Genomic DNA, 21,874 nt, shown 5'->3' with positions numbered 1-21,874 from the left:
GGCGGCGAAGTGGACTGGCTCGACGCCCTGCAGCAGCTGCGCGAGGCCCGCACGCCGGCCGTCGTCGTGACGCTCGCGATGGTGCGCGGTCACGCACCGCGCAACGGCGGCGCCAAGATGGTCGTCGCGCCCGCCGAGGCGTTCGGCACCATCGGCGGCGGCAACCTCGAGGCGACGGCGGTGTCACGGGCACGCGAGCTGCTAGCCGCCGGCGCGGGCGAACCCGAACTGCTCACCCTCACGCTGAGCGACAAGTCGGTCACCGAGTACGGCGTCCAGTGCTGCGGCGGCGAGGTGACGCTGCTGCTCGAACCCGTGCGCGTCGTGCCGTCGGTGGCGGTGTTCGGCATCGGGCACGTGGGGCTGGAGCTCGCCCGCATCCTGGCCCGTCAGCAGCTGGCCCTGCACCTCGTCGACTCGCGCGCCGACATGCTGACGCCCGATCGGCTCGCGCCCCTCGCCGACGCCGTCGCCGACCTGCAGGTGCACGTCGCCCCGGTGCCCGAGGCCGTGCTGCGCGAGCTGCCGCCCGGCACGCACGTCCTCGTCATGACGCACGACCACGCCGAGGATCTCGCGATCGTCGACCAGGCCCTGCGCATCGAGGGCATCGGCTCGATCGGGCTGATCGGCTCGCGTTCCAAGTGGGCCCGGTTCCGCGCGAGGCTGCAGGATGCCGGGCACGACGACGACGCGCTGGCCCGCGTCACGACGCCCATCGGCCTGCCCCAGGTCACCGGCAAGCAGCCCGCGACGATCGCCGTGAGCGTGGCCGCCGGCATCCTCCAGCTCATCGAAGTGCAGGCGGCCGCCGCCTCGCCCGGACGAGGTCAGTAGTCGATGCGGTCCGCCGTGCGGCGCCACTCGTCGAACGGCGCGACCCGCTGTGTGCCGGGCAGCGCGATCGTCGTCACCGGCATGATGTCGCGGTGCTCGGGGTGCCCGTCGAAGTACCGGTAGAACCGGGCGTCGTCGAAGCCGGCGGCCGCGGCATCGTCGCGGTCGGCGGCGAAGTAGACGCGGTCGATGCGCGCCCAGAGCGCCGTCCCGAGGCACATCGGGCACGGCTCGCAGCTGGTGTAGAGCACAGCGCCCGTGAGGTCGAACGTGCCGAGGCCGCGGCACGCGCGCCGGATGGCGGTGACCTCGGCGTGCGCGGACGGGTCGAGCTCGGCCGTGACACGGTTGACGCCCTCGAACACCTGCCCGTCGGTCGACACGACCAGGGCCCCGAACGGTCCGCCGTCGTTGCGGACATTCTCGGTCGCGATCTCGATGGCCCGCGCGAGGTACTGCGCCGGCGCCCTGTCGGTGGAGGACATCAGGCCTCCACCCTACGAGCGCGCGGTCCGCCGCGCATCACCCGTCACGGGTGTCACCGTTCGACGAGGATGCCGTCGGCGTCAGCCCACACGTGCCGCCCGGGGGTGAACGCGACGCCCGCGATCGTGACGGGCACATCCACCTCGCCGATGCCGGCCTTGGCGCTCTTGCGCGGGTTCGAGCCGAGGGCCTTGACGCCGAGGTCGAGAAGGGCGAGCGCCTCGCGGTCGCGGACCGCGCCGTGCACGATGAGGCCCGCCCACCCGTGCGCGACCGCCGAACCGGCGATGAGGTCGCCGACGAGCGCGGACTCCAGCGACCCGCCGCCGTCGACGACAAGGACGGCGCCGTCACCGGGCGTCGCGAGCAGCTCCTTGACGAGGGCGTTGTCGCGGTGGCAGCGCACCGTCCGGATCGCACCGTCGAACGCTCGGCGCCCGCCGAGGTCGTGGAACTGCAGGGCGAGCGAGTCGAGCTCGTCGCCGCGCTCGTCGTACAGGTCGGCCGTCGCGATCGTCATGCGCCCAGGCTAGGACGCGGTGCGTCCGCGCGCCGCCGTCCAGGAGACAGAAGTTCGCCCGGGATTCCGCGGCTGAGAAGTTCAGCGCGCCGCGGGCGGGTTGTCGTCGGGGTGAAGGGCGCTGAAGAAGGAGTACGTGTCGCCGTCGGCGTCGGGGCCGCGCTCCTTGAACTCGTTCACGAGCTCGTACAGCCGCTGCTGGAACTCCTCCCTGTGCGCGGCGTTGACCTTGAGCCCCATCCACGTCACGTCGAGCTCGTCGTCGGGAACGCCCTGGATCTGCTGCAGGAACGTCTCCACGAGCACGGGCGACCCGCCGGGCATCGACGTGCGCCACGACAGTCCGGTCGCGCGGTACGGCACCTCGCGAGCGCCCTGCGCGCCGGTCCGCTCGGGCTCGGCGGCGAGGTACCCGGTCTGCACGAGCGTGCGCACGTGGTGCAGCATCGTGCCCGGGTTCATGCCGAGCAGCTCCGCGAGCTCCTTGTTGGTGCGCGACTCGAACGCACACAGCCGCAGCACGCGCAGGCGCAGCGGCGAGCTGAGCGCGCGCATGCGCGCCTCGGCCTCAGGGTCGCCGTAATGCAGCTCGAGGCGGTCCTCGTGTGCGGTCACGCGCTCAGCGTACCCCTACTGATTGACAGAACTCAATCAGTGCCCCACACTGATTGGCATGTCCCAATCAGATGAGCCCCGCGCCGACGACGGCGCTCCCCAGGGGCTCGCGGCCGAAGCCCTCGCCGAAGCGCGGGCCGAGGCATCCGGTCCCCTCAGCAGCCGGGTCGACGACGCCGTCGAAGCGGATCAGGATGCCGCCGCGCCCGCATCCACCGACGCACAGCCCCACCACCCCAAGGGCTCGCTGTGGCGCGACCGCAACTTCCTCACGATGTGGACGGGCCAGGCGTTCAGCCAGTTCGGCTCGCAGATCACGGGCGTGGCGATACCGGTCATCGCGGTGCTGCTGCTGGATGCGACCGAGTTCGAGGTGGGCTTGCTCAACGCGGCCGAGGTCGCCGCATTCCTCATCGTGGGACTGCCCGCCGGCGCCTGGATCGACCGCATGCGCAAGCGCAACGTCATGATCCTCGCCGACGTCGTGCGCGCGGTCGCGCTCGCCAGCATCCCCGTGCTGTGGGCGTTCGGCCTGCTCCACATCTGGCAGCTCATGGCGGTCGGTCTCGTCATCGGCGTCGCCACCGTGTTCTTCGACGTGTCGTATCAGAGCATCATCCCGTCGCTCGTGCGCAAGGATCAGATCGGCGAGGCGAACGGCAAGCTCGAGTCCACGCAGCAGGTCGCGCATCTGGCCGGTCCTGCCATCGCCGGATGGCTCGTCGGCGCGCTCACCGCGCCGATCGCGATCCTCATGGACGCGGTCACCTACGCGATCTCGTTCGTCGCCCTGCTGTTCACCCGAGACCACGAGCAGCGCCGCGCCCCCGAAGACCACCAGCCGATCATGCGCGAGATCGCCGAGGGCCTGCGGTGGGTGTTCGGCAATCCGCTCCTGCGCCGCATCGTCGGCACCACGGCGGTGTCGAACTTCGCCAGCACGATCATGTACACGATGCTGCCGCTGCTGATCCTTCGCGAGCTGGGGCTCACCCCCGCGGCGATGGGCGTGATCTTCTCGCTGGGCGCCGTCGGCGGCGTGCTCGGCGCGATCGCGACGCCGCGCATCGTGGCCCGGATCGGCGAGGCGCGGGCGATCCCGGTGAGCGCGATCGCATTCAGCGTCTCGGGGGCCGCCGTGCCTCTCGCCGCGGTGTTCCCGGCGCTCGCGTTCCCACTGCTGGTCGTGCAGGGCTTCATCGCGAGCTTCACGGTGCTGCTCTACAACATCACGCAGGTGACGTTCCGGCAGCGGATCACCCCGCCGCGGCTGCTCGGCCGCATGAACGCCTCCATCCGGTTCGTGGTGTGGGGCGTCATGCCGATCTCTGCCTTGCTCGCCGGTGTGCTGGGGCAGTGGCTGGGCGTCGTGCCGACCCTGTGGATCGCGTCCGTCATCGAGCTCGCATCCGCGCTGTTCGTCGTGATCGGGCCGTTCTGGACCATGCGCGACCTGCCGTCCGCACCCCCCGAGCCGGCCTCCGCCTGACGAGCCAGGATGCCTCGGCCCGCCGTGCAGGGTCGGGCCGAGGCATCCGCTTCCGTGCGACCCTGCGTAACCCACCGCCCGATATCGCGCAATCCCGGTGCGGCGGCAGCCCCTCGCGTGCTTAGGTTGCTCCATGACGGCCCGCATCGTGTCGATCGGAACGGCGGTTCCTTCCACCGAGCTCCGGCAGGATGCGGTGCGCGACCTCTTCGGCGCGCAGCACAGCCTCGACCGGCTGACACAGCGACGCATCCGCGCGGTCTTCGACGCGGCCGACATCGAGCGGCGGCACACCGTGCTCGCCGAGCTCGCCGAACCCGGCACCGCCCCGGCTCCCGGCCGCCCGCGGTTCGTCGACCCGAGCGGCATGATCCTCTCGCCCACGACCGGCGAGCGCAACGACCTGTACATCGCGGTCGCCCCTGAGCTGGCCGCCCGCGCGGCTCGCGACGCCCTCGCCGGCAGCGGGCTCGACCCGTCGACCGTCACGCACGTCGTCACGGTGTCGTGCACGGGGCTGTTCGCTCCGGGCCTCGACCATCGGCTCGTGCGCGACCTCGGCCTGGCCCCGACCGTCGAGCGCTGTCACCTGGGGTTCATCGGCTGCGCGGCGGCACTGCCCGCCCTGCGGGTGGCCGCGGCGCTGGCCGGGACGCGTCCGGATGCCGTCGTCCTGGTCGTCTGCGTGGAGCTGTGCTCGCTGCACCTGCGGGCTTCGAGCGACCCGCAGCAGATCGTCGCGGCGTCCGTCTTCGCGGACGGCGCAGCGGCGGCGGTCGTCACCGCCGACCCCGCGACGGGGCGGCCCGGCGGCCTCGAACTCGGCCGCTCGGGATCGGCCCTCACCAGCGAGGGCGAGACCGATATGGTCTGGACCATCGGCGACCACGGGTTCGAGATGGTGCTGTCGGCCGAGGTGCCACGCATCATCGGGCGCGAGATCCGCGGTGCCGTCGGCCGGTTCCTCGGCGACGACGATCTGCCCGAGACATGGGCCGTGCATCCCGGCGGCCGCAGCGTGCTGGACCGCGTCGAGGCCGGGCTGGACCTGCCGCCCGAGGCGCTCGCGGCATCGAGGCGCGTGCTGCGCGACTACGGCAACATGTCGAGCGCGACGATCCTGTTCATCCTCGAGTCGCTCCTGCGCGACGACGGCGTGAGCGACGGGGCTCGCGTCGCCGCGCTGGCGTTCGGGCCGGGTCTCACGGTCGAGTCGGCGCTGCTGACGCGTCGGCGTCCGGAGCCGGACGCCGATGCTCCCGCCCGAGTCGCGCTGGCGGCATCCGCGTGAGCCTCGCCGTCCGCGACGACGACCTCGCGGAACTCATGGACGACCCGGCCTGCGACGAGGTCACGCTCGCCGCCACGCTGCGACGGTTCGGCACGGTCAACCGCCTCGTGTCGGGCTGGGGCACCGTGTACCGCACGCGGCTGCGCCCGAACCTGGCGCGGCTCGGCCGGCCCGCGCGCGTGCTCGACATCGGCTCGGGCGGGGGCGATCTCATCGCCCGCCTGGCCGCCGCCGCACATCGCGACGGCCTCGACGTGGCGTGGACCGGCATCGACCCCGATCCCCGCGCGCATGCCGTCGCGACAGCGCGCGGGCCGCTGCCCGGCGTGACCTTCCGCTGCGCGGATTCGGCGGCCCTGGTCGAGGAGCACGAGGCGTACGACGCGGTCCTGTCGAACCACGTGCTCCATCACCTGGGCGACGCCCTGCCCGCGTTCGCCGACGAGTCGCTCGCCCTGTCGCGCGGGATCGTGCTGCACAGCGACATCGCCCGGTCCCGCCGCGCGTACGCCCTGTACGCCGTGGGCATCACGCCGTTCGCACCCGGAACCTTCCTGCGCACGGACGGGCTGCGCTCGATCCGCCGCAGCTACACGCGGCCGGAGCTCGCCGCGGCGCTGCAGCGCGCGCAGCCGGATGCCTGGAGGGTCGACACTCCCGCGCCGTTCCGCCTCCTCGCCGTCGGGCGCGGCCGTGCGTGACGTCACGATCGTGGGCGCGGGCCCCGTCGGGATGCTGCTCGCCGGCGAGCTGACCCGCCGTGGCGTCGATGTCGAGCTCCTCGAACGCCGTCCCGAGCCCGGCACGGCCACCCGTGCCAGCGGCATCCACTCCCCCGTCCTGGCCGCCCTCGAGCCCTCCGGCGTCACCGACCGCCTGCTCGCCGACGCCGTGCAGGTCCGACGAGGCGAGGCGCGCAGCCGCGGCCGCCTGCTCGGCACCGTGCGATTCGGCGAGCTGCCGGCGCGCTTCCCGTTCGTGGCGACGCTGCCCCAGTCGCGCACCGAGGCCGTGCTCGGCGCCGACGCGCCCGAACCGCTGCGCGGCGCGCATGTGACCGCGGTGATCCCCCGGCCCGACGCGGTCGTCGTGCGCTCGAGGCTGCTCGGGCGGATCATCGAGTCCGAGAGCCGCCTGGTCGTGGTCGCCGCAGGGGCGAGCGGGCGCGACCTCGCGTACCGCCGCGGCGCGGTCGCCTCGCGCGAGTACCGCGACCGCTACCTGATGACGGATGCCGTCACGCCGGCGCGCGGCGACGACACCGTCGCGGTGGTCCACCTCGACCCCGACGGCGTCCTGGAGTCGTTCCCGCTTCCCGACGGCTGTCGCCGGTTCGTCGCGTGGGACGCACCCGGGGGCGACGACGCCCCCGACGCGCGCGCGGAGCGGCTGCGGGCCGCGCTGGTCCGGCGCGGCGAACCCGAGGCGGCGGCCGCCGTGACCGGCGCGACGTCGTTCGGCGTCCGCCGCGTCGTGGCTCCGCGACTGCGCAACGGCCGGATCTTCGCGATCGGCGACACCGCGCACGAGGTCAGCCCGATCGGCGGCCAGGGCATGAACCTCGGGCTGCTGGATGCCGTCACGCTCGCGCCGCTCGTCGCTTCGTGGATCGCCACCGGGGACGCCCCCGACGCGCGGCTGCAGCGGTGGGAGACCCGTCGCGTCGGCTCGGCACGGCGCGCAGCGGCGCTCGCGTTCGCCAACACCGCGCTGGGCCGCCGTCTCGGCGACGCCGATGTCGTGCGCCGTGGCGTCGTGCGAGCGATGCTGGCTCCGTCGACGGCGGCGATCTTCGCCCGGGCGTACGCAATGGGCTTCGACCTCGACGCGTGAGCGGCCGGCGTCAGGCGGCGAGCGCGCTGCCCGAGGCCACGAGCTGCGCGGCGAGCAGCAGCGCCGCCAGCATGACGAGCCGGAACAGCGCCCGTGTGGGCGGCCGGGCCACCGCCCGCCACGCGGTCGCGACGGCCACCACCACGACCGCGGCGAAGAATCCCCACGACACCGCCGACACGGTCGACAGGTCGCCGCCGCACGCGCCCCACAGCACCGACACCGCGCCGATCACGACGGCGGCCGCCGCGAGCACCGCGGACGTCCGCGGCCCGAGCCGGTGCGGCAGCCCCCGCACTCCGGTCCGCGCGTCGTCGTCGAGGTCGGGCAGCACGTTGGTGAGGTGCACGGCGGCGCCGAGCGCCGCACCGGCGGTCCACGCCCACCAGGCCGCGAACGCGGGGTCCGGCGCCGACAGCGTGGCCAGCGACGGGAAGACGCCGAAGCTGACGAGGAACGGCACGATGGACCATGGCGTGGACTTCAGCCCGGCGTTGTAGGAGAGCGCCGAGCCGAGGGCCAGGGCATGGGCCACCGGCATCCGCCACCCCAGCAGGCACGACAGCACCAGTGCCGCCGCCAGGAGGCCGGCCGAGGCTGCCCACGCGACGCCGAGCATCACATCGCCGCGCGCGATCGGCTTGTCGCGGCGCCCCACCTCGCGATCACGGGCGGCGTCGAACGCGTCGTTCGAGACGCCCACCGACAGCTGGCCTGCGAACACCGCGGCCGTCAGCACCGCGAGCCGCCAGGGCTCCAGCCCGGTCGCGATGCCGAGCGCGAGGGCGAGCGCCGTGACGACGAGGGTCGGCCCCGGATGCGATGAGCCCCACAGGGCGCGGACGGTGCGCACGCTCGATGCTCTCACGCGCTTCGGACGACGGGCGGAGCGAACCCGGGAATGACTCTCAGATACATGCGGTTGCATGGACGTGGGCCGACGGCGTCCCGCACATCGCACGACAGCAAGGAGACGCCCCCATGTCCGACCTCACCACCCGGACCGCCGAGACCGATGCCCCCATCATCGACGTTCTCGCCGAGCGCTGGAGCACCCGCATCTTCGACCGCGACGCCGTCATCGACGAGGACGCGCTCGCGAGCGCGCTCGAGGCAGCCCGCTGGGCGCCGACCGCGGCGAACACGCAGGCCTGGCGCGTCATCGTCGCCCGTCGCGGGACGGCCGCCCACGCCACCGTGCTCTCGTCCCTCGCCGGATTCAACAGCGCCTGGGCCGGCGACGCGGCAGCGCTCGTCGTCTTCGTGGCCGAGACCGAGCGCGACGGCAAGCCGATGATGTGGGCGCAGTACGACACCGGCCAGGTCGCCGCGCACTTCACCGTGCAGGCGCACGCGAACGGCCTGTCGACCCACCAGATGGGCGGCTTCGACCGCGAGGCGATCGCGGCCGGCTTCGGCCTCGGCGCGGAGTTCACGCCCGTCACCGTCATGGCCGTCGGCGAGCTCGGCGACATCCGCCAGGCCTCCGAAGAGCTGCAGGCGCGCGAGAACGCTCCCCGGGTGCGCCGCCCGGTCGCCGAGTCCGTCCTCGTGAACGACTGACGTCACAGCGGATTCGCGAAAGGGCAGAGTTTCGCCGCCGGCGCGGCGGAACTCTGCCCTTCGCGGTTCCTGGGTCAGTCGTCGAGCAATTCGGCCTCGATCACGTCGTCGTCCTCGGCCGGCGCCTCGGTCGCAGCGGGCCCGTCGCTCGTCAGCACGAGCTGCGAGCCGTCGGCCGCCACGTCGACGCGCACCACGTCGCCGTCGCGCACGCCGCCCGACAGCAGCGCCATCGCGAGGCGGTCCTGGATCTCGGACTGGATGAGCCGGCGCAGAGGCCGGGCACCGAACACCGGGTCGTAGCCGCGCTCGGCGAGCCAGGCGCGGGCGTCGGGCGTCACCGCCAGCGTGAGCCGGCGGTCCTTCAGCCGCCGCTGCAGCGCATCGACGGCGAGCTCCACGATCTGCGCCAGGTCGTCCTCGCTGAGTGCCGCGAACATCACGATGTCGTCGAGACGGTTGAGGAACTCCGGCTTGAACGCCTGCCGCACGATCGCCATCACGGAGTCGCGCTTCTGCTCGGTCGACAGCGTCGGGTCGATCAGGATCGGCGAGCCCAGGTTCGACGTCAGGATGAGGATGACGTTCGTGAAGTCGACCGTGCGACCCTGGCCGTCGGTGAGGCGGCCGTCGTCCATGACCTGCAGCAGCACGTCGAAGACCTCGGGGTGCGCCTTCTCGACCTCGTCGAGCAGCACGACCGAGTACGGACGCCGGCGGACGGCCTCGGTGAGCTGGCCGCCCTGCTCGTAGCCGATGTACCCGGGAGGGGCGCCGACCAGACGCGAGACCGAGTGCTTCTCGCCGTACTCCGACATGTCGATGCGCACCATGGCGTGCTCGTCGTCGAAGAGGAACTCGGCGAGCGCCTTGGCGAGCTCGGTCTTGCCGACACCGGTGGGCCCGAGGAACAGGAAGGAGCCGGTGGGGCGACCGGGGTCGCTGATGCCGGCGCGCGAGCGGCGGACCGCGTCGGACACCGCCTTGACGGCATCCTTCTGCCCGATGAGCCGCTTGCCGAGCTCGGCCTCCAGATGCAGCAGCTTCTCGGTCTCGCCCTGGAGCAGCTTTCCGACAGGGATGCCGGTCCACGCGGCGATGACCGCCGCGATGTCTTCGTCGGTGACCTGGTCGTTGACCATGCGGTCACCGGCAGGCTCTTCGCGCTCGGCGACGCCGAGCTCGCGCTCCAGCGCGGGGATCTCGGCGTACAGCAGGCGCGACGCCTTCTCGAGGTTGCCCTCGCGCTGTGCGCGCTCGGCCTCCATGCGGGCGGCGTCGAGCTTGGTCTTGAGGTCGCCGACGCGGTTGAGCGACGCGCGCTCGCGCTCCCAGCGGCCCTGCAGCTCGCCGAGGCGCTCCTGCTCGACCCGCAGCGTCTCGCGCAGCGTGGCGAGGCGCTCCTTCGACGCGTCGTCCTTCTCCTTCTTGAGCGCGAGCTCTTCGAGCTTGAGGCGGTCGACGTGCCGACGCAGCTCGTCGATCTCGAGCGGCGCCGAGTCGATCTCCATGCGCAGGCGCGACGCGGCCTCGTCGATCAGGTCGATGGCCTTGTCGGGCAGCTGCCGCGACGGGATGTAACGGTGGCTGAGGGATGCCGCCGCAACGAGTGCGGCGTCGGCGATGGCCACCTTGTGGTGCGCCTCGTAGCGCTCCTTGAGCCCGCGCAGGATCGCGACGGTGTCTTCGACCGTCGGCTCGCCCACGTACACCTGCTGGAAGCGGCGCTCGAGTGCGGCATCCTTCTCGATGAACTCGCGGTACTCGTTGAGCGTGGTGGCGCCGATGAGGCGCAGCTCGCCGCGGGCGAGCATGGGCTTGAGCATGTTGGATGCCGCGACCGACCCCTCGCCGCCGCCGGCGCCCATGAGCACGTGCAGCTCGTCGATGAAGGTGATGATCTTGCCGTCGGACTCGGTGATCTCTTTGAGGACGCTCTTGAGGCGCTCCTCGAACTGGCCGCGGTACATCGCACCGGCGACCAGCGCCGAGATGTCGAGGGTGACGAGCTCCTTGTCCTTCAAGGACTCGGCGACGTCCCCCGCCACGATGCGCTGGGCCAGGCCCTCGACCACGGCCGTCTTTCCGACGCCGGGTTCGCCGATGAGCACGGGGTTGTTCTTGGTGCGGCGGGTCAGCACCTGGCTGACGCGCCGGATCTCGCTGTCGCGCCCGATCACGGGATCGAGCTTGCCCTGGCGGGCGCGGTCGGTGAGGTTGATGCCGAACTGCTCGAGGGCGCTCTGCGCGTCCTCCTGTCCGGGCTGTTGTGTGGCGTTCATCTGTCTCCTGAAATCTGCGAGGCTAAAAGTTGAGCCGTCTTGGCTCAAGTTTACCAACTGACGGATGCCGCGGCAAGGCGTTCAGCGTTCGCGCGGCTCGGCGCGCAACTCGTCGCGGGCGTCGTCATACGCGCGGCGCAGCGCGGCGCCGACCCACTCCGAGCCGCGGTAGATGTTCGCCTCCCCCATCTCGGCGCGCAGGCCGCCCGCTTCGAGCTGCTGGATCACGCGCGCCTCGCTCACCACGAGCTTGAGGCTGGAGCCGACCGCGCGCAGCTCGTGCGCGTACCGGCGCAGCACCTCGACGAAGGCCAGTCCGACCTCGTCGGTCCCGCGCAGGCGCACGATCACGATCGACCGCGTCGACTCCGGCGTGACCGCCGGCAGCTGCCGCTCGAACGTCGGCGCACTCGCGAAGAACAGGCTGCCGTACGGCTGCAGCATGACGATCTCGCCCGGCGGCACGCGGTGCGGCGGGTCGATCTCGCGCATGCGGCCGTCGTCGGAGAACACGACGCGACGCACGCGCACCCGGTTGGACTGCTGGGCGACGAACATGATGATGCCGAGACCGACCCCCGTGAGCACGGCGAACTGCAGCGGGATCAGCAGGGTCAGCACGAACGTCACCGCCATCACGACGGTCGGCAGCGGCCCGCTGCGGATGACGGAGTACACGCGGCTCGGCTTGACGGCCGTCACGCCGACGACGATCAGCAGCCCCGCGAGAGCGGGCATGGCGATGTACGCGACGACGCCCGAGGCCAGCAGGATCACGAGCGAGGTCACCGCCGCGGCGACGAAGTACACGAGGCGGGTGCGTGCGCCGGCCGTGGCGACGAGCGTCGACCCCGACGACGAGCCGCCCACCGGCATGCCGCGGAACAGCCCCGACACGACGTTGCCGACGCCCTGGCCGACGAAGTCCCGCGACGTGTCGGACGGCTTGCCGTCGCGTGACGGGATCGCCGCCGACACACCGGCGCCCTGCACCATCGCGACGAACGCGAGCGACACCGCCGGCACGATCAGGAAGCCGACGTCGTCGAGGCTGGGCAGCACGGGCAGCGGCAGCGACCCGGGCACCGCGACGAGGTCGCGCAGCAGCACCACGGGGTTCGCCACCCAGATGTTCAGCATCACGGCCGCGATCGAGCCGACCACGACGGCGACAACGAGCCCCAGCGCTCCGACGCGCGTGTTCTGCAGCAGCACGATGAGCAGCACGGTGATCGCGCCGACCACGACGGCGGCCGCACTCCAGTCGAGCAGATGCAGGCCGAGGTCGAAGGTCTTCGCGATGCGGTTGTCGCCCTGCGCGTCATACCCCGTGAAGTTCGACAGCTGGCCCAGGACGATGTTGACCCCGACCGCGGTCACGAACCCCGTCATCACCGCGGTCGGCACGAAGCGCACGAGCCGGCCCGCGCCGAGCAGTCCCGCGGCGATCAGGATGACGCCGCTCATCATGGTGAGGGTGTAGAGCGCCCGGTCGGGGTCCGCGAGCGTCTCGAGCCCGGCATCCGACACGATGAGGGCCATGGCGCCCGTGACCTGCACCGTCATGAGCGCGCTGCTCGTGAACAGGGCCGCTCCGACCATCCCGAACAGGTGGCCGTAGAGCCCGGCGAGCGGGTTGAGCCCCGACAGCAGACCCTGCGCGAGGCCGTCCGGCACGCTCTCGACGCCGAGCGTCAGACCCGCGACGAGGTCGTGACGCAGCGTCTTGCGCGAGAACCACGACCGCGGATTCAGCCCCACGGTGCCACGGTAGCGAACGCTCGCGCGCCTGTCGCGGACCGTCCGCTACGCCACCGATTCGAGAGCGGATGCCGCGACCGCTGCCGTTCCGGCATCCACCAGCTCATCGTCCAGGCACGTCTCGTCGGTGCACGCGAACCGGGATCGGTACGCCGTCGGCGTCGTGCCGAGCACGCGGGCGAAGTTCTGGCGCAGCACCGCGGCCGAGCCGAAGCCGCTCTCGTACGCGATGCGGTCGAGGCCGAGGTCGGTCTTCTCGAGCAGGCGCTGTGCATGGATGATGCGCTGGCGGGCGAGCCACGCGGCGGGCGTCGCACCGTGGTCGGCCTTGAAGCGCCGGGCGAACGTGCGGGGCGACATGTGCGCCTTCGCCGCCAGCTGGTCGACGGTGAGGTCGAGGCGCAGATTGTCGAGCATCCAGTCGGTGACCGGCGCGAGAGACAGCGACGTGGTCGCGGGCAGCGGGCTGTCGATGAACTGCGCCTGGCCGCCGTCGCGCTGCGGGGGCACCACCATGCGGCGGGCGATCTTGTTGGTGAGCTCGGCGCCCAGCTCCTGCCGCAGCAGGTGCAGGCAGGCGTCGATGCCCGCCGCCGTGCCGGCGCTCGTGATGATGCGGCCGTCCTGCACGTAGAGCACATCGGGGTCGACGTCGATCGCGGGGTACATCGAGGCCATGATGTGCGCGTACATCCAGTGCGTGGTCGCCTTGCGGCCGTCGAGCACGCCCGCCTCGGCGAGGATGAACGACCCGCTGCACACGCTGAGCAGCCAGGCGTCGCGCGCGGCCGCCGCTCGCACGGCATCCCGGACGCGGGGGTCGGAGCGCCCCCAGTACTCGCGGGGCGTGGGGCACACGACGACGAGGTCGGCCTCGTACGCGAACGACAGGTCGTTGTCGACGTTGATCGAGAAGCCGAGCTTGGACTGGACGACGCCCGGCTCGGCGGTGACGACGCGGAAGTCGAAGTTGGGCACGCCGTCCTCGGACCGGTCGAGCCCGAACGCCTCGCAGGCCACTCCGAACTCGAACGGCGCGAAGCCGTCCATGACGATGCACGCGACGGTGTTCATCGGGATCCTCCTCGGGCTGCGGCGCCGGCAGAAAGCGTGGCAGTTTTCGTACGATGCATGTCCATCCTGCCACTCGTGGCAGTTCTATGGCAAGCGTAGCGTTTCTGCCATGTTCCTGATCATCGTTCTCGCCGCACTGTCGGCCTGGGCACTCGCCTCGACCGTCGTCGCTCTCCGCAGCGACGGCTACCGCCGGGTGCCCACCGACCGCACCCGCCTCCCCTGACGCCCAGCGGCCGCGCCGCACCGTCAGGCCGTCACACCCCGCACCGTCAGGCCCTCGCGCCCCGGCGCCGTCAGGCTCTGACGCGCTCGTACACCTCGACCATCGCCGCCGTCCGCGACGACTGACGGAACCGCTCGCGGACCGTCGGGTCGGGAGTGCGCGGCGTTCCGGCGGAGATGTCGGATGCCGCCACCCGCAGCGCCTCGGCCAGCGCGGCGATCGACGGGTCGGCGTGCTCGCCGTCGCCGACCGCCCAGAATCCGCCGCCGAGCTCGGCGGCCAGATCCGGATCGCTCACCACGGCGGGCGTGCCGAGCGACGCGGCCTCGAAGATCGTCATGCCCTGGGTCTCGAACCCGATGGAGGTCTGCACGACCGCGTCCGCCGCGGCGATGCGCCGTAGGGTCTCGGCGTACGACAGGCGTCCCGCGAACGTGACGACGGCGCGCGGCCGAAGCTTCTCGACGAGCCGCTGGGCGGCGCGCAGCTGCCCACCGCCGCCGATGATCTCGACATCGGCTTCGACGCCCGCGGCCGCGAGCGCTTCGAGGAACGGCAGCAGGCGCTTCTCGGGGCTCATGCGGCCGAGCCACACGAACCGCGGCGGCCCCGGCGCGCGGGCCTCCGGAGCCGTGGCCAGCGCCTCATCGAGCAGTCCGTCGTCGATGCCGTTCCAGATCACGTCGACCGCCGCAGGCGTGGGCGCGGCGTCGAGATCCGCCGGCACGCCACGGCGCCCCTGCGGCACCGCCCCGTGAGCCTCGAGCCGGCGCGCGAAGTGCGTCGACGGCGCGGTGACGGCATCCGAGCGGTTCGCCAGGCGCCGCAGGTACGCCCAGCCGTCGCGCCCCACCGGCTTCGCCTCCATGAACACTCCGAGCGCGCGGCGCTGCCAGGCATTGAGCACCCGCAGCACGAGCTTCGGGAACGGCGCCGTGGCCTCGATGCCGACATCCACGCGGTTGTGCATCGTGTGGATGACCGGCAGCGCGTGCCGTCGCGCGAACCTGTGGCCGATGAACGCCCCCCAGAAGTCGGCCTGCACGTGCACGACGTCGACGGGAGGACGACCCGTGTCTTCGAGCAGTCGCCGCAGGGCGGCATCCACCCGACGATCGGTGCGCGCACCGGGCCACGTCATCGAGTACTCGCGGTCGAACGTGATGGGGATCGACGGCAGGTCCAGGTACGACGGATCGTCCACGACCCCCCGCGACCTGGCACGACCGTGACGGGCCGGCGCGACGATCGTGACCGTGTGCCCCGCCTTCTCGAGGAAGCGGCGCTGCAGGCGCATCGACACCTGGGCCCCGCCCAGCGTCTCGGCATGCTGGTCGCCGAACATCACGACGTGCACGGCGGCCTACTCGGGCAGCGGCTCGTCGCGGTAGAGCGCCTCGAACGTGTCGAGCGTGCGCCGGATGTCGTGCACCTTGACGCCCTCGAGCGACGCCTGCTGCATGCGCACGCGCTCCTCCTGCGGCAGCGTCAGCACCGTGGTGAGCTTCTCTGCCAGATCGTCCACGTCGCCGGGGCGGAAGAGGTACCCGTTCTCGCCGTCGTGGACCAGGTGCGGCAGGGCGACGGCGTCGGCCGCGACGATCGGCAGACCCGAGGCCATCGCCTCCATGGTCGCGATCGACTGCAGCTCGGCGATCGACGCGATCGCGAAGACGCTCGCGTTCGTGAGCAGCGACCGCAGCTCGTCGTCGCTGGTGTGGCCGTGGAAGTGCACCCGCTCGGTGAGCCCGAGCTCTGCCGTCAGGTTGTCGAGGTTGCGGCGCTGGTCGCCGCTGCCGACGATGTCGAAGCGGACGTCGAGGGCGGGATCGAGCTTCGCGATCGCCCGCAGGATCACGCCGATCTGCTTCTCGGTCGTGAGGCGTCCGACGAACACGATCCGGTTGCCGTCGCGCGGCTCCAGGTCGGCCGTGTAGTTGCCCGCGTCGATGCCGCAGCTGATCGGGATGACGTTCTCGATGTCGATCGTCGACTCCAGGAAGTCCGCGGCCCGGCGCGTCGGCGTCGTCACCGCCCGCGTGAGGTCGAACGTGCGCTTGGCGTCGGCCCAGGCGAGCTTGACGACGACACGGTCCAGCGCGTCCGGGAGGGTCGTGAAGTCCACGATGTTCTCGGCCATCACGTGGTTGGTGGCGATGATCGGGATGCCGCGCTTGTGCGCCTCGCGGGCCAGCCCTCGGCCGATCACGATGTGCGACTGGATGTGCACGACGTCCGGCCGCACCTCGTCGAGGGTGCGGCGGGCATAGTGCTTCGACATCCACGGCAGCACGAACGTCAGCCAGTCGTGCGGCAGGAACCGCCAGGCGGGGAGGCGGTGCATCGTCATCGGCTCGCCCTCGATGACCTCCGTGAAGGTCCCGTTCTCGCGGTGCGTCTTGCTCGGCGCCATGACGTGGACCTCGTGACCCCGGGCGACGAGACCGGCGGCCAGGCGTTCGGCGAACCGCGCGGCACCGTTCACGTGAGGGAGGAACGTGTCGGCGCCGATCAGGATCTTCAGCGGGCGCGCGGAGGCGCGGGAGTTCTCTTGGGGCGTCGCAGGATCGGTCACGGATTGGGGGCCTTCTGTGCGGCGGGTGCGCGCGTGGGGCGGGGTCTTTGCGCGGCATCCACCTTACTTCACGTGCTCACGCGGCCTCCTCAGGAACGCGCCAGACCCGACCCGTACCCTGGGGGCATGTCCCGACTGCAGGCCGACGCCGACCCCAACCTGTGGGTGCCGGTGACCGAGTCCCTCGGCTTCCGCGGACGCCGCCACCGCAAGGCGGCGATCCGGATGCTGCTCACCCAGGCGAACGGCGCGCTGGGGGCCGAGAGCCGCCCGGGCAGCGGCGTCGCCGCGTGGGCGATGAGCCAGGCGGCGCCATTCCTCATGCGCAGGGCCGCCGGGCGCGTGCTGGTGTGGGTGTGGAAGGCCGACCCGGAACTCGTCGTCGTCATGGCCCAGATCCAGCAGGCGACCAACGATCTGCGCGCCGCGCGGGCCATGATGCCGATGGAGTACGACGACACCGAGTCGTTCCGCAACCCGTACCTCGGCGTGGGCGAGAAGCTCGAGATGGCGCTGCCGAGCGATCAGCGCACGCCGCCCTTCGCGACGTACACATGGGACACCGGAACGCACTTCGTCACGGTGACCGCGGTGTGCTCCGACCGGGAGCGCTTCGGCACCGTGATCGGCAGCATCGACGACGTCGCCCGCACGCTGCGCGTGGTCGACGACGTCGCGATCGGCGAGACGCCCGGCGTGCTGCGCATCGACCCGAAGAACTGACCCCCGCGCAACCGGTCGCGGGCCCTTCGCGCCGCTAGCCTGGGCACGTGAAGCGCGATACTCCGCCCGCCGTGCCTGCCGCGCCCGTGCTGTCGCCGAGTCTGCGTGTGCTGCTGACGCTCGCCGCAGCCGCGGTGGTGCTGGCCGGCGTGTACTTCGCGCGGAGCGTGTTCGGGCCGCTCGCGCTCGCCATCGTCCTGGTCATCATCTGCGAGCCGGCGCGCCGTCCGCTGCAGCGCCTCGGCTGGCCCCGCTGGGCCGGCACGACCGCCGTCATCGTGGTCGCCTACCTCGTGCTGCTCGGCATGGCGGCGCTGCTCTGGGTCGCCGGCGCACAGTTCGCCGGCCTCGTCGCCGACTACGCCGACACGCTGCGCGCGAGCGCCGACGACGTGGTCGCGTGGCTGCAGTCGATGGGCCTCGACCAGCAGGCGGCCGACGCGACCGCATCCGCCGTCGACCCGAAGACGATCCTCGGGGCGGTCTCGAGCCTCGGCGGCACGGTGATCGGGGTCGCGACGGCACTGTTCTTCGTCTTCGCGTACGTGATCTTCATGGCGGCCGATGCCGCGCGGTACGGCGACGCCGAGCGCGTGTTCGGCGCCGAGCGCCGGCCCGTCATCCGGCGGGCGCGCAACTTCAACACCGGCGTCCGCCGCTACTACGTCGTCAACGCCAGCTTCGGCGCCGTCGTCGCGATCATCGACGGCCTCGCGCTGTGGGCGCTGGGCGTGCCCGCGCCGATCACGTGGGCGATCCTCGCGTTCGTCACCAACTTCATCCCCAACATCGGCTTCGTGATCGGCCTGGTCCCGCCCGCGGTGCTCGCGTTCGTCGTCGGCGGATGGCCGCTCTTCCTCGCCGTGATCGCGATCTACTGCGTCGTGAACGTCGTGCTGCAGGTGCTCGTGCAGCCGAAGTTCGTGAGCGACGCGGTCGACCTGAGCCTCACGCTGAGCTTCTTCTCGGTGATCTTCTGGACGTTCGTCATCGGTCCGCTGGGTGCGATCCTGTCGATCCCGCTCACGCTGTTCGTTCGGACGCTCGTGCTCGAAGGGGATCCCGGCGCGACGTGGCTGCGATGGCTCTCGGGCGATCGCGGCGCAACACCCGAGGGGGCCGCTCGGTCCGCAACCTCGACCGCAGGGAGGCGGCCATGACCCAGACCACGATCAAGAACACCGAGTCCGGCGGCCCCGAGACGCGCCGCCAGGCGACGGCGGCCCGCCTGCTCAACTCGTCGACAGAGCGCGGGCTCGAGTCGATGGCGCTCGGCGTCGGCGCGATCGCGTTCGTCGTCGCCGCGCTCGTCGCGCTCATCGTGTTCCGGTTCCAGTCGACGCCGATCTCGGGTCCCGGGTCGATCGGCGAGTACGCCGCCGTGGCGTCGGGGGTCGCCGCCCTGCTCGCGGTCATCGCCGGTCGGTTCGTACTGCATGAGCGGGGCGCGAACAAGACCCGGCTGCGCTTTCTCGACTACGTCGACATCGCCGCACTCGCCTTCGCCCACGGGGTGATCGGCGTCCTCGGCTGGACCCTGCTCGCCGTGATCCTGGAGCAGTCGTTCCTCGGCGCCGAGGTGTTCGCACTGCCGGTGCTGGTGCTCGGCGGGGCGTCCGCCGCGCTGACCGCCTACATCGCGTTCTACTCCGCCACCCACATGGACCTGCAGCTGCTGGCCGTCGTGCTGGCCGTGTTCCTCGTACTGGGCGTGGTGGCCAGCATGATGACGGCGAGCGACCCCGACTGGTGGAAGGACAACCTCAGCGCGCTGGGGATGTCGTCGAACGCGTCCTCGTGGGCGTTCAACATCACGATCATCGTCGCCGGCGTGCTGGTGACGACGCTCGCCCGCTACGCCACGCGCAGCGAGTCGGCCGCGGATGCGCCGGGCAGACGAAAAGTGCGGATCCTCCTGGTGATCGTCGGCATCTTCCTCGCCTGCGTGGGCATCTTCCACGTCGACGACTTCTTCGCCATCCACAACACCGTCGCGACCGGCATGGTGGTCGCGTACGCGGTGCTGGTCGCGATGCTGCCGCGCTGGATCCCCGGGATGCCGCGCGCCTTCTACGCCGTGGGCTGGGTGTTCCTGGCGGTCACGGTCGTGCTCGGCATCCTCTTCGGCATCGGCTATTACACCCTGACCGCGGTGGAGCTCGTCGCCGGCATCCTGATCTTCTCGTGGATCGTGCTGTTCATCCGCAACACCGCGGCCCTCGAGCTGGACGCCCGCAAGGCCTGAGCATGGACGAGCAGACGTGGCATCAGCGCACCGAGGTGGCGCTGATGATCGCGGGCTTCGTGTACCTCGTCGCGTTCTCGTGGCGGGTGATCGCCGACCTCCAGGGGCCGGCGCGCCTCGCCGCCGACATCCTCATCTTCGTCACCTGGACGATGTTCATCGCGGACTACCTGGTGCGGCTGTTCCTGGCCCGGCATCGCTGGATCTGGTTCCGCACGCACCTGTTCGCCCTGGCATTCGCCGTGATCCCGGTGCTGCGGCTCGTGCGGCTGCTGCAGGTGCTCACGAAGCTCCCCGGCATGAAGCCCACGCGCGGCGCGCTGCTGCGCACGCAGATCATCGTCTACGGTGCCGGGGCGTCGGTGATGCTGGTCTTCATCGCCTCGCTGGCCGTGCTCGACGCCGAGCGTCACGCGCCGGACGCCTCGATCACGACCTTCGGGATCGCGATGTGGTGGTCGTGCGTCACGGTCACGACGACCGGCTACGGCGACTACACGCCGGTGACCGCGGCCGGACGCTGGGTGGGCGTCGGGCTGATGCTCGGGGGCGTGGCCCTGGCCGGCGTCATCACCGCGACCCTCGCGTCGTGGGTCGTCGAACGCGGGACCCGCAACAACGACGCGGACGAGCCGGCGACCCGCGCCCAGGTGCGTGAGCTCATGGCCCGCATCGACGAGCTGACCGCTCGCACGACGGGCGACGCCCCGGCTCCCGGCGCCTCTGCCGGTCCGGCCACGCCCGCGGTCCCGCCTGACGGCGTCGAGTCCCCCGGCGGCACTGCGCCGACGGATCGCCCGGCCTGAACCAGCGGGTGCGGGATCGCGCCGGCTACTGCACCCGCGTCTCGACGCCCTGCTCCGCATCGACGACGACCCCGACGAACGAGGGGATGACCTTCGACAGCGACTCGCGGAGGTCGTCGATCGGCGGCGTCGAGCCGTCCGTCGTGCGGACGGCGACCGTCGCCGTCGCGCCCGACCAGGTGACGCCCGACACGACGGCTCCGTCGTCGTCAGCGATCCAGTCGGTGGCCGCCTGCTGGATGCCGACAGACCAGCGGGCCAGCGCGACCGAGACCACGGAGTTGAATGCCAGGGGGATCGAGATGATCACCGTCAGCACCGTCACGATGAGATAGGCGCGGCGGCGGTTCGCCACAGGTGAGGAGCCGGGTTCGCGCGCGTAGCCCGCCAGCGTGAACACGATGCTGCCCGCGATGACGAGCGCGACCACGTTCGACAGGAACAGCCACAGTGCCCCGAGGGCGTCCCCCCACAGTCCCTGACCGGCACACACTCCCACCACACCGAGCGGGGGAACGAGCGAGATCGCGATCGCGACACCGGGCAGGATCGCGCTGAGGTCTCGGCGGCACATCGCGAACCCGCCGGCGAATCCTGTCGCCAGCGCCGCGACCAGATCCATGAAGCTCGGCGACGTCCGCCCGAGGACCTGCGAATTGGTCTCCAGGCTCTCCGGGGTCGCGACGAACACCGAGAAGGCGAGACCGAGCAGGATCACCAGCGCGAGCCCCACCAGCACCCACAGGATGGAGCGCACGACGAGACTCAGGTGCCCGGTGACGATGCCGAGCGCGATCGCCAGGATCGGGGTCCCGAGCGGCGCGATGATCATCGCCCCGATCACCGTCGCGGTCGAGTCCGTGAGCACCCCGGCGATCGCGATGATGCCGGCGAGCACCAGCATGATGAGGAACCCGCTGCGCTTACCCGCGCGGTCTCCGGAGCCGAGGTCCAGGGCCTCCGTCACCTCCGCCGCGGTCTGCCGCTGAGTGGGCGGGATGAGGTTCCGCAGCATCTCCGAGGGCGTGGCCATGGGCACATCATGGCGCAGGATCGTCCCGAGCGTGCGGTGCACCGCGTGCGCCCCGGCTGCGCCGCACGCGCGGGGACACGACGAAGGCCGCATCCCGCGCGGGATGCGGCCTTCGTGCGGATCGCGGGGCGAAGCGTCAGGCGAGCAGCTTGGCCTTCGCGGCGGCGAACTCGTCGTCCGACAGGATGCCCTGCGCGTGCAGCTGCGCCAGCTGGCTCAGCTTCGCCATCAGGTCGTCGCCGCCGCCGGCGGGAGCCGGGGGCGCCGGCGGCGCCGCAGCGGCCTGGGCGTTGGCGACAGCCTGTGCGGCGGCGGCATCCATGGCCGCCTGCTGCTGCTGGGCCGCGTACGCCTGCTGCTCCTGCGCCTCGTATGCCCTGCGCTGCTGGTGGCCGGCGACGGCGCCCGAGACCGCGGTGGCGGTTCCGGCGACGACGGCGGTGCGTGCAGCCATACCGATCAGGCCGGGACGGCCCATTCTTCCGAGTGGCATGTCTTCCTCCTTCAGTCGGCGT

Annotated in this window: 21 protein-coding genes; 10 read left to right on the top strand and 11 right to left on the bottom strand. The window is 71.8% G+C overall.

Going from position 1 to position 21,874, the window contains the following annotated elements; genetic code table 11:
- Positions 1-9 precede the first annotated feature (9 nt).
- The gene (gene xdhC, locus ACTHNQ_RS08345; RefSeq protein WP_440332742.1) at positions 10-837 is read left to right on the top strand and encodes a xanthine dehydrogenase accessory protein XdhC; all 828 of its coding nucleotides are present in this window, start codon (positions 10-12) and stop codon (positions 835-837) included.
- On the opposite strand, the gene ACTHNQ_RS08340 is transcribed toward xdhC, so the two are convergent.
- The 3 genes from ACTHNQ_RS08340 to ACTHNQ_RS08330 all read right to left on the bottom strand — a co-directional run bounded on the left by ACTHNQ_RS08340 (position 831) and on the right by ACTHNQ_RS08330 (position 2,458).
- Positions 831-1,322: a nucleoside deaminase gene (locus ACTHNQ_RS08340; protein ID WP_440332741.1), complete on the bottom strand. Its 492-nt coding sequence runs from the start codon at positions 1,320-1,322 to the stop codon at positions 831-833. The two genes, xdhC and ACTHNQ_RS08340, sit on opposite strands and share 7 nt — an antisense overlap.
- A gap of 53 nt (positions 1,323-1,375) precedes the next feature.
- Positions 1,376-1,843 (bottom strand): ribonuclease E activity regulator RraA, encoded by a 468-nt coding sequence (rraA, locus tag ACTHNQ_RS08335; protein WP_440332739.1) that lies wholly within the window; start codon positions 1,841-1,843, stop codon positions 1,376-1,378.
- 81 nt (positions 1,844-1,924) lie between these two features.
- A complete protein-coding gene (locus tag ACTHNQ_RS08330) occupies positions 1,925-2,458 on the bottom strand; it encodes an ArsR/SmtB family transcription factor (RefSeq protein ID WP_440332737.1) in 534 nt (177 codons plus the stop codon).
- Between the two features lie 58 nt (positions 2,459-2,516).
- Between ACTHNQ_RS08330 and ACTHNQ_RS08325 the strand changes: the two genes are divergently transcribed.
- From ACTHNQ_RS08325 to ACTHNQ_RS08310, 4 genes are all read left to right on the top strand, one after another.
- Positions 2,517-3,947: an MFS transporter gene (locus ACTHNQ_RS08325; protein WP_440332735.1), complete on the top strand. Its 1,431-nt coding sequence runs from the start codon at positions 2,517-2,519 to the stop codon at positions 3,945-3,947.
- Positions 3,948-4,080: 133 nt separating this feature from the next.
- Positions 4,081-5,238, top strand: coding sequence for a type III polyketide synthase (locus tag ACTHNQ_RS08320; RefSeq protein ID WP_440332733.1), 1,158 nt, complete (start codon positions 4,081-4,083; stop codon positions 5,236-5,238).
- Positions 5,235-5,939, top strand: a complete 705-nt coding sequence (locus tag ACTHNQ_RS08315; protein WP_440332731.1) for a methyltransferase domain-containing protein — start codon at positions 5,235-5,237, stop codon at positions 5,937-5,939. Before ACTHNQ_RS08320 ends, ACTHNQ_RS08315 begins: the two co-directional genes overlap by 4 nt.
- Positions 5,932-7,071: an FAD-dependent oxidoreductase gene (locus tag ACTHNQ_RS08310; protein ID WP_440332729.1), complete on the top strand. Its 1,140-nt coding sequence runs from the start codon at positions 5,932-5,934 to the stop codon at positions 7,069-7,071. Before ACTHNQ_RS08315 ends, ACTHNQ_RS08310 begins: the two co-directional genes overlap by 8 nt.
- A gap of 10 nt (positions 7,072-7,081) precedes the next feature.
- Here ACTHNQ_RS08310 and ACTHNQ_RS08305 read toward each other — a convergent pair whose 3' ends face one another.
- The gene (locus tag ACTHNQ_RS08305; protein WP_440332727.1) at positions 7,082-7,924 is read right to left on the bottom strand and encodes a UbiA family prenyltransferase; all 843 of its coding nucleotides are present in this window, start codon (positions 7,922-7,924) and stop codon (positions 7,082-7,084) included.
- Between the two features lie 128 nt (positions 7,925-8,052).
- Here ACTHNQ_RS08305 and ACTHNQ_RS08300 point away from each other — a divergent pair, with 128 nt between their 5' ends.
- Complete coding sequence (locus ACTHNQ_RS08300) at positions 8,053-8,634, top strand: nitroreductase family protein (protein ID WP_440332726.1); 582 nt, start codon at positions 8,053-8,055, stop codon at positions 8,632-8,634.
- 74 nt (positions 8,635-8,708) lie between these two features.
- On the opposite strand, the gene ACTHNQ_RS08295 is transcribed toward ACTHNQ_RS08300, so the two are convergent.
- The 5 genes from ACTHNQ_RS08295 to ACTHNQ_RS08275 all read right to left on the bottom strand — a co-directional run bounded on the left by ACTHNQ_RS08295 (position 8,709) and on the right by ACTHNQ_RS08275 (position 16,552).
- Positions 8,709-10,916 carry an ATP-dependent Clp protease ATP-binding subunit gene (locus tag ACTHNQ_RS08295; protein WP_440332724.1) on the bottom strand — a complete coding sequence of 736 codons (2,208 nt, stop codon included), beginning with the start codon at positions 10,914-10,916 and terminating at the stop codon, positions 8,709-8,711.
- 81 nt (positions 10,917-10,997) lie between these two features.
- Positions 10,998-12,677, bottom strand: a complete 1,680-nt coding sequence (locus tag ACTHNQ_RS08290) for a SulP family inorganic anion transporter (RefSeq protein ID WP_440332722.1) — start codon at positions 12,675-12,677, stop codon at positions 10,998-11,000.
- Between the two features lie 45 nt (positions 12,678-12,722).
- Positions 12,723-13,751: a GlxA family transcriptional regulator gene (locus tag ACTHNQ_RS08285; protein ID WP_440332720.1), complete on the bottom strand. Its 1,029-nt coding sequence runs from the start codon at positions 13,749-13,751 to the stop codon at positions 12,723-12,725.
- A gap of 296 nt (positions 13,752-14,047) precedes the next feature.
- Entirely contained in the window at positions 14,048-15,334 is a 1,287-nt protein-coding gene (locus tag ACTHNQ_RS08280; protein WP_440332719.1) for a glycosyltransferase family 4 protein, read from the bottom strand.
- Between the two features lie 6 nt (positions 15,335-15,340).
- Positions 15,341-16,552 (bottom strand): glycosyltransferase, encoded by a 1,212-nt coding sequence (locus tag ACTHNQ_RS08275; protein WP_440332717.1) that lies wholly within the window; start codon positions 16,550-16,552, stop codon positions 15,341-15,343.
- Between the two features lie 126 nt (positions 16,553-16,678).
- On the opposite strand from ACTHNQ_RS08275, the gene ACTHNQ_RS08270 reads away from it, so the two are divergent.
- From ACTHNQ_RS08270 to ACTHNQ_RS08255, 4 genes are read left to right on the top strand one after another with little or no spacing between them, the layout of a single operon-like run.
- Positions 16,679-17,275: a hypothetical protein gene (locus tag ACTHNQ_RS08270; RefSeq protein ID WP_440332715.1), complete on the top strand. Its 597-nt coding sequence runs from the start codon at positions 16,679-16,681 to the stop codon at positions 17,273-17,275.
- A 47-nt stretch (positions 17,276-17,322) separates the two neighbouring features.
- Complete coding sequence (locus ACTHNQ_RS08265) at positions 17,323-18,435, top strand: AI-2E family transporter (protein WP_440332713.1); 1,113 nt, start codon at positions 17,323-17,325, stop codon at positions 18,433-18,435.
- Positions 18,432-19,520: a DUF998 domain-containing protein gene (locus ACTHNQ_RS08260; protein ID WP_440332711.1), complete on the top strand. Its 1,089-nt coding sequence runs from the start codon at positions 18,432-18,434 to the stop codon at positions 19,518-19,520. The genes ACTHNQ_RS08265 and ACTHNQ_RS08260 overlap by 4 nt, the downstream gene beginning before the upstream one ends.
- 2 nt (positions 19,521-19,522) lie before the next feature.
- A complete protein-coding gene (locus ACTHNQ_RS08255) occupies positions 19,523-20,326 on the top strand; it encodes an ion channel (RefSeq protein WP_440332709.1) in 804 nt (267 codons plus the stop codon).
- Between the two features lie 25 nt (positions 20,327-20,351).
- Here the strand turns inward: ACTHNQ_RS08255 and ACTHNQ_RS08250 are convergent, their stop codons facing one another.
- Entirely contained in the window at positions 20,352-21,359 is a 1,008-nt protein-coding gene (locus ACTHNQ_RS08250) for a TIGR00341 family protein (RefSeq protein WP_018173431.1), read from the bottom strand.
- A 136-nt stretch (positions 21,360-21,495) separates the two neighbouring features.
- Entirely contained in the window at positions 21,496-21,837 is a 342-nt protein-coding gene (locus ACTHNQ_RS08245) for an SHOCT domain-containing protein (RefSeq protein WP_440332754.1), read from the bottom strand.
- Positions 21,838-21,874: the final 37 nt, after the last annotated feature.

It is taken from the genome of Microbacterium sp. (assembly GCF_051953575.1).
Lineage (GTDB): Bacteria > Actinomycetota > Actinomycetes > Actinomycetales > Microbacteriaceae > Microbacterium.
The sequence above is the reverse complement of the archived record's forward strand: the minus strand, read 5'-3'. Positions and strand labels throughout refer to the sequence as shown.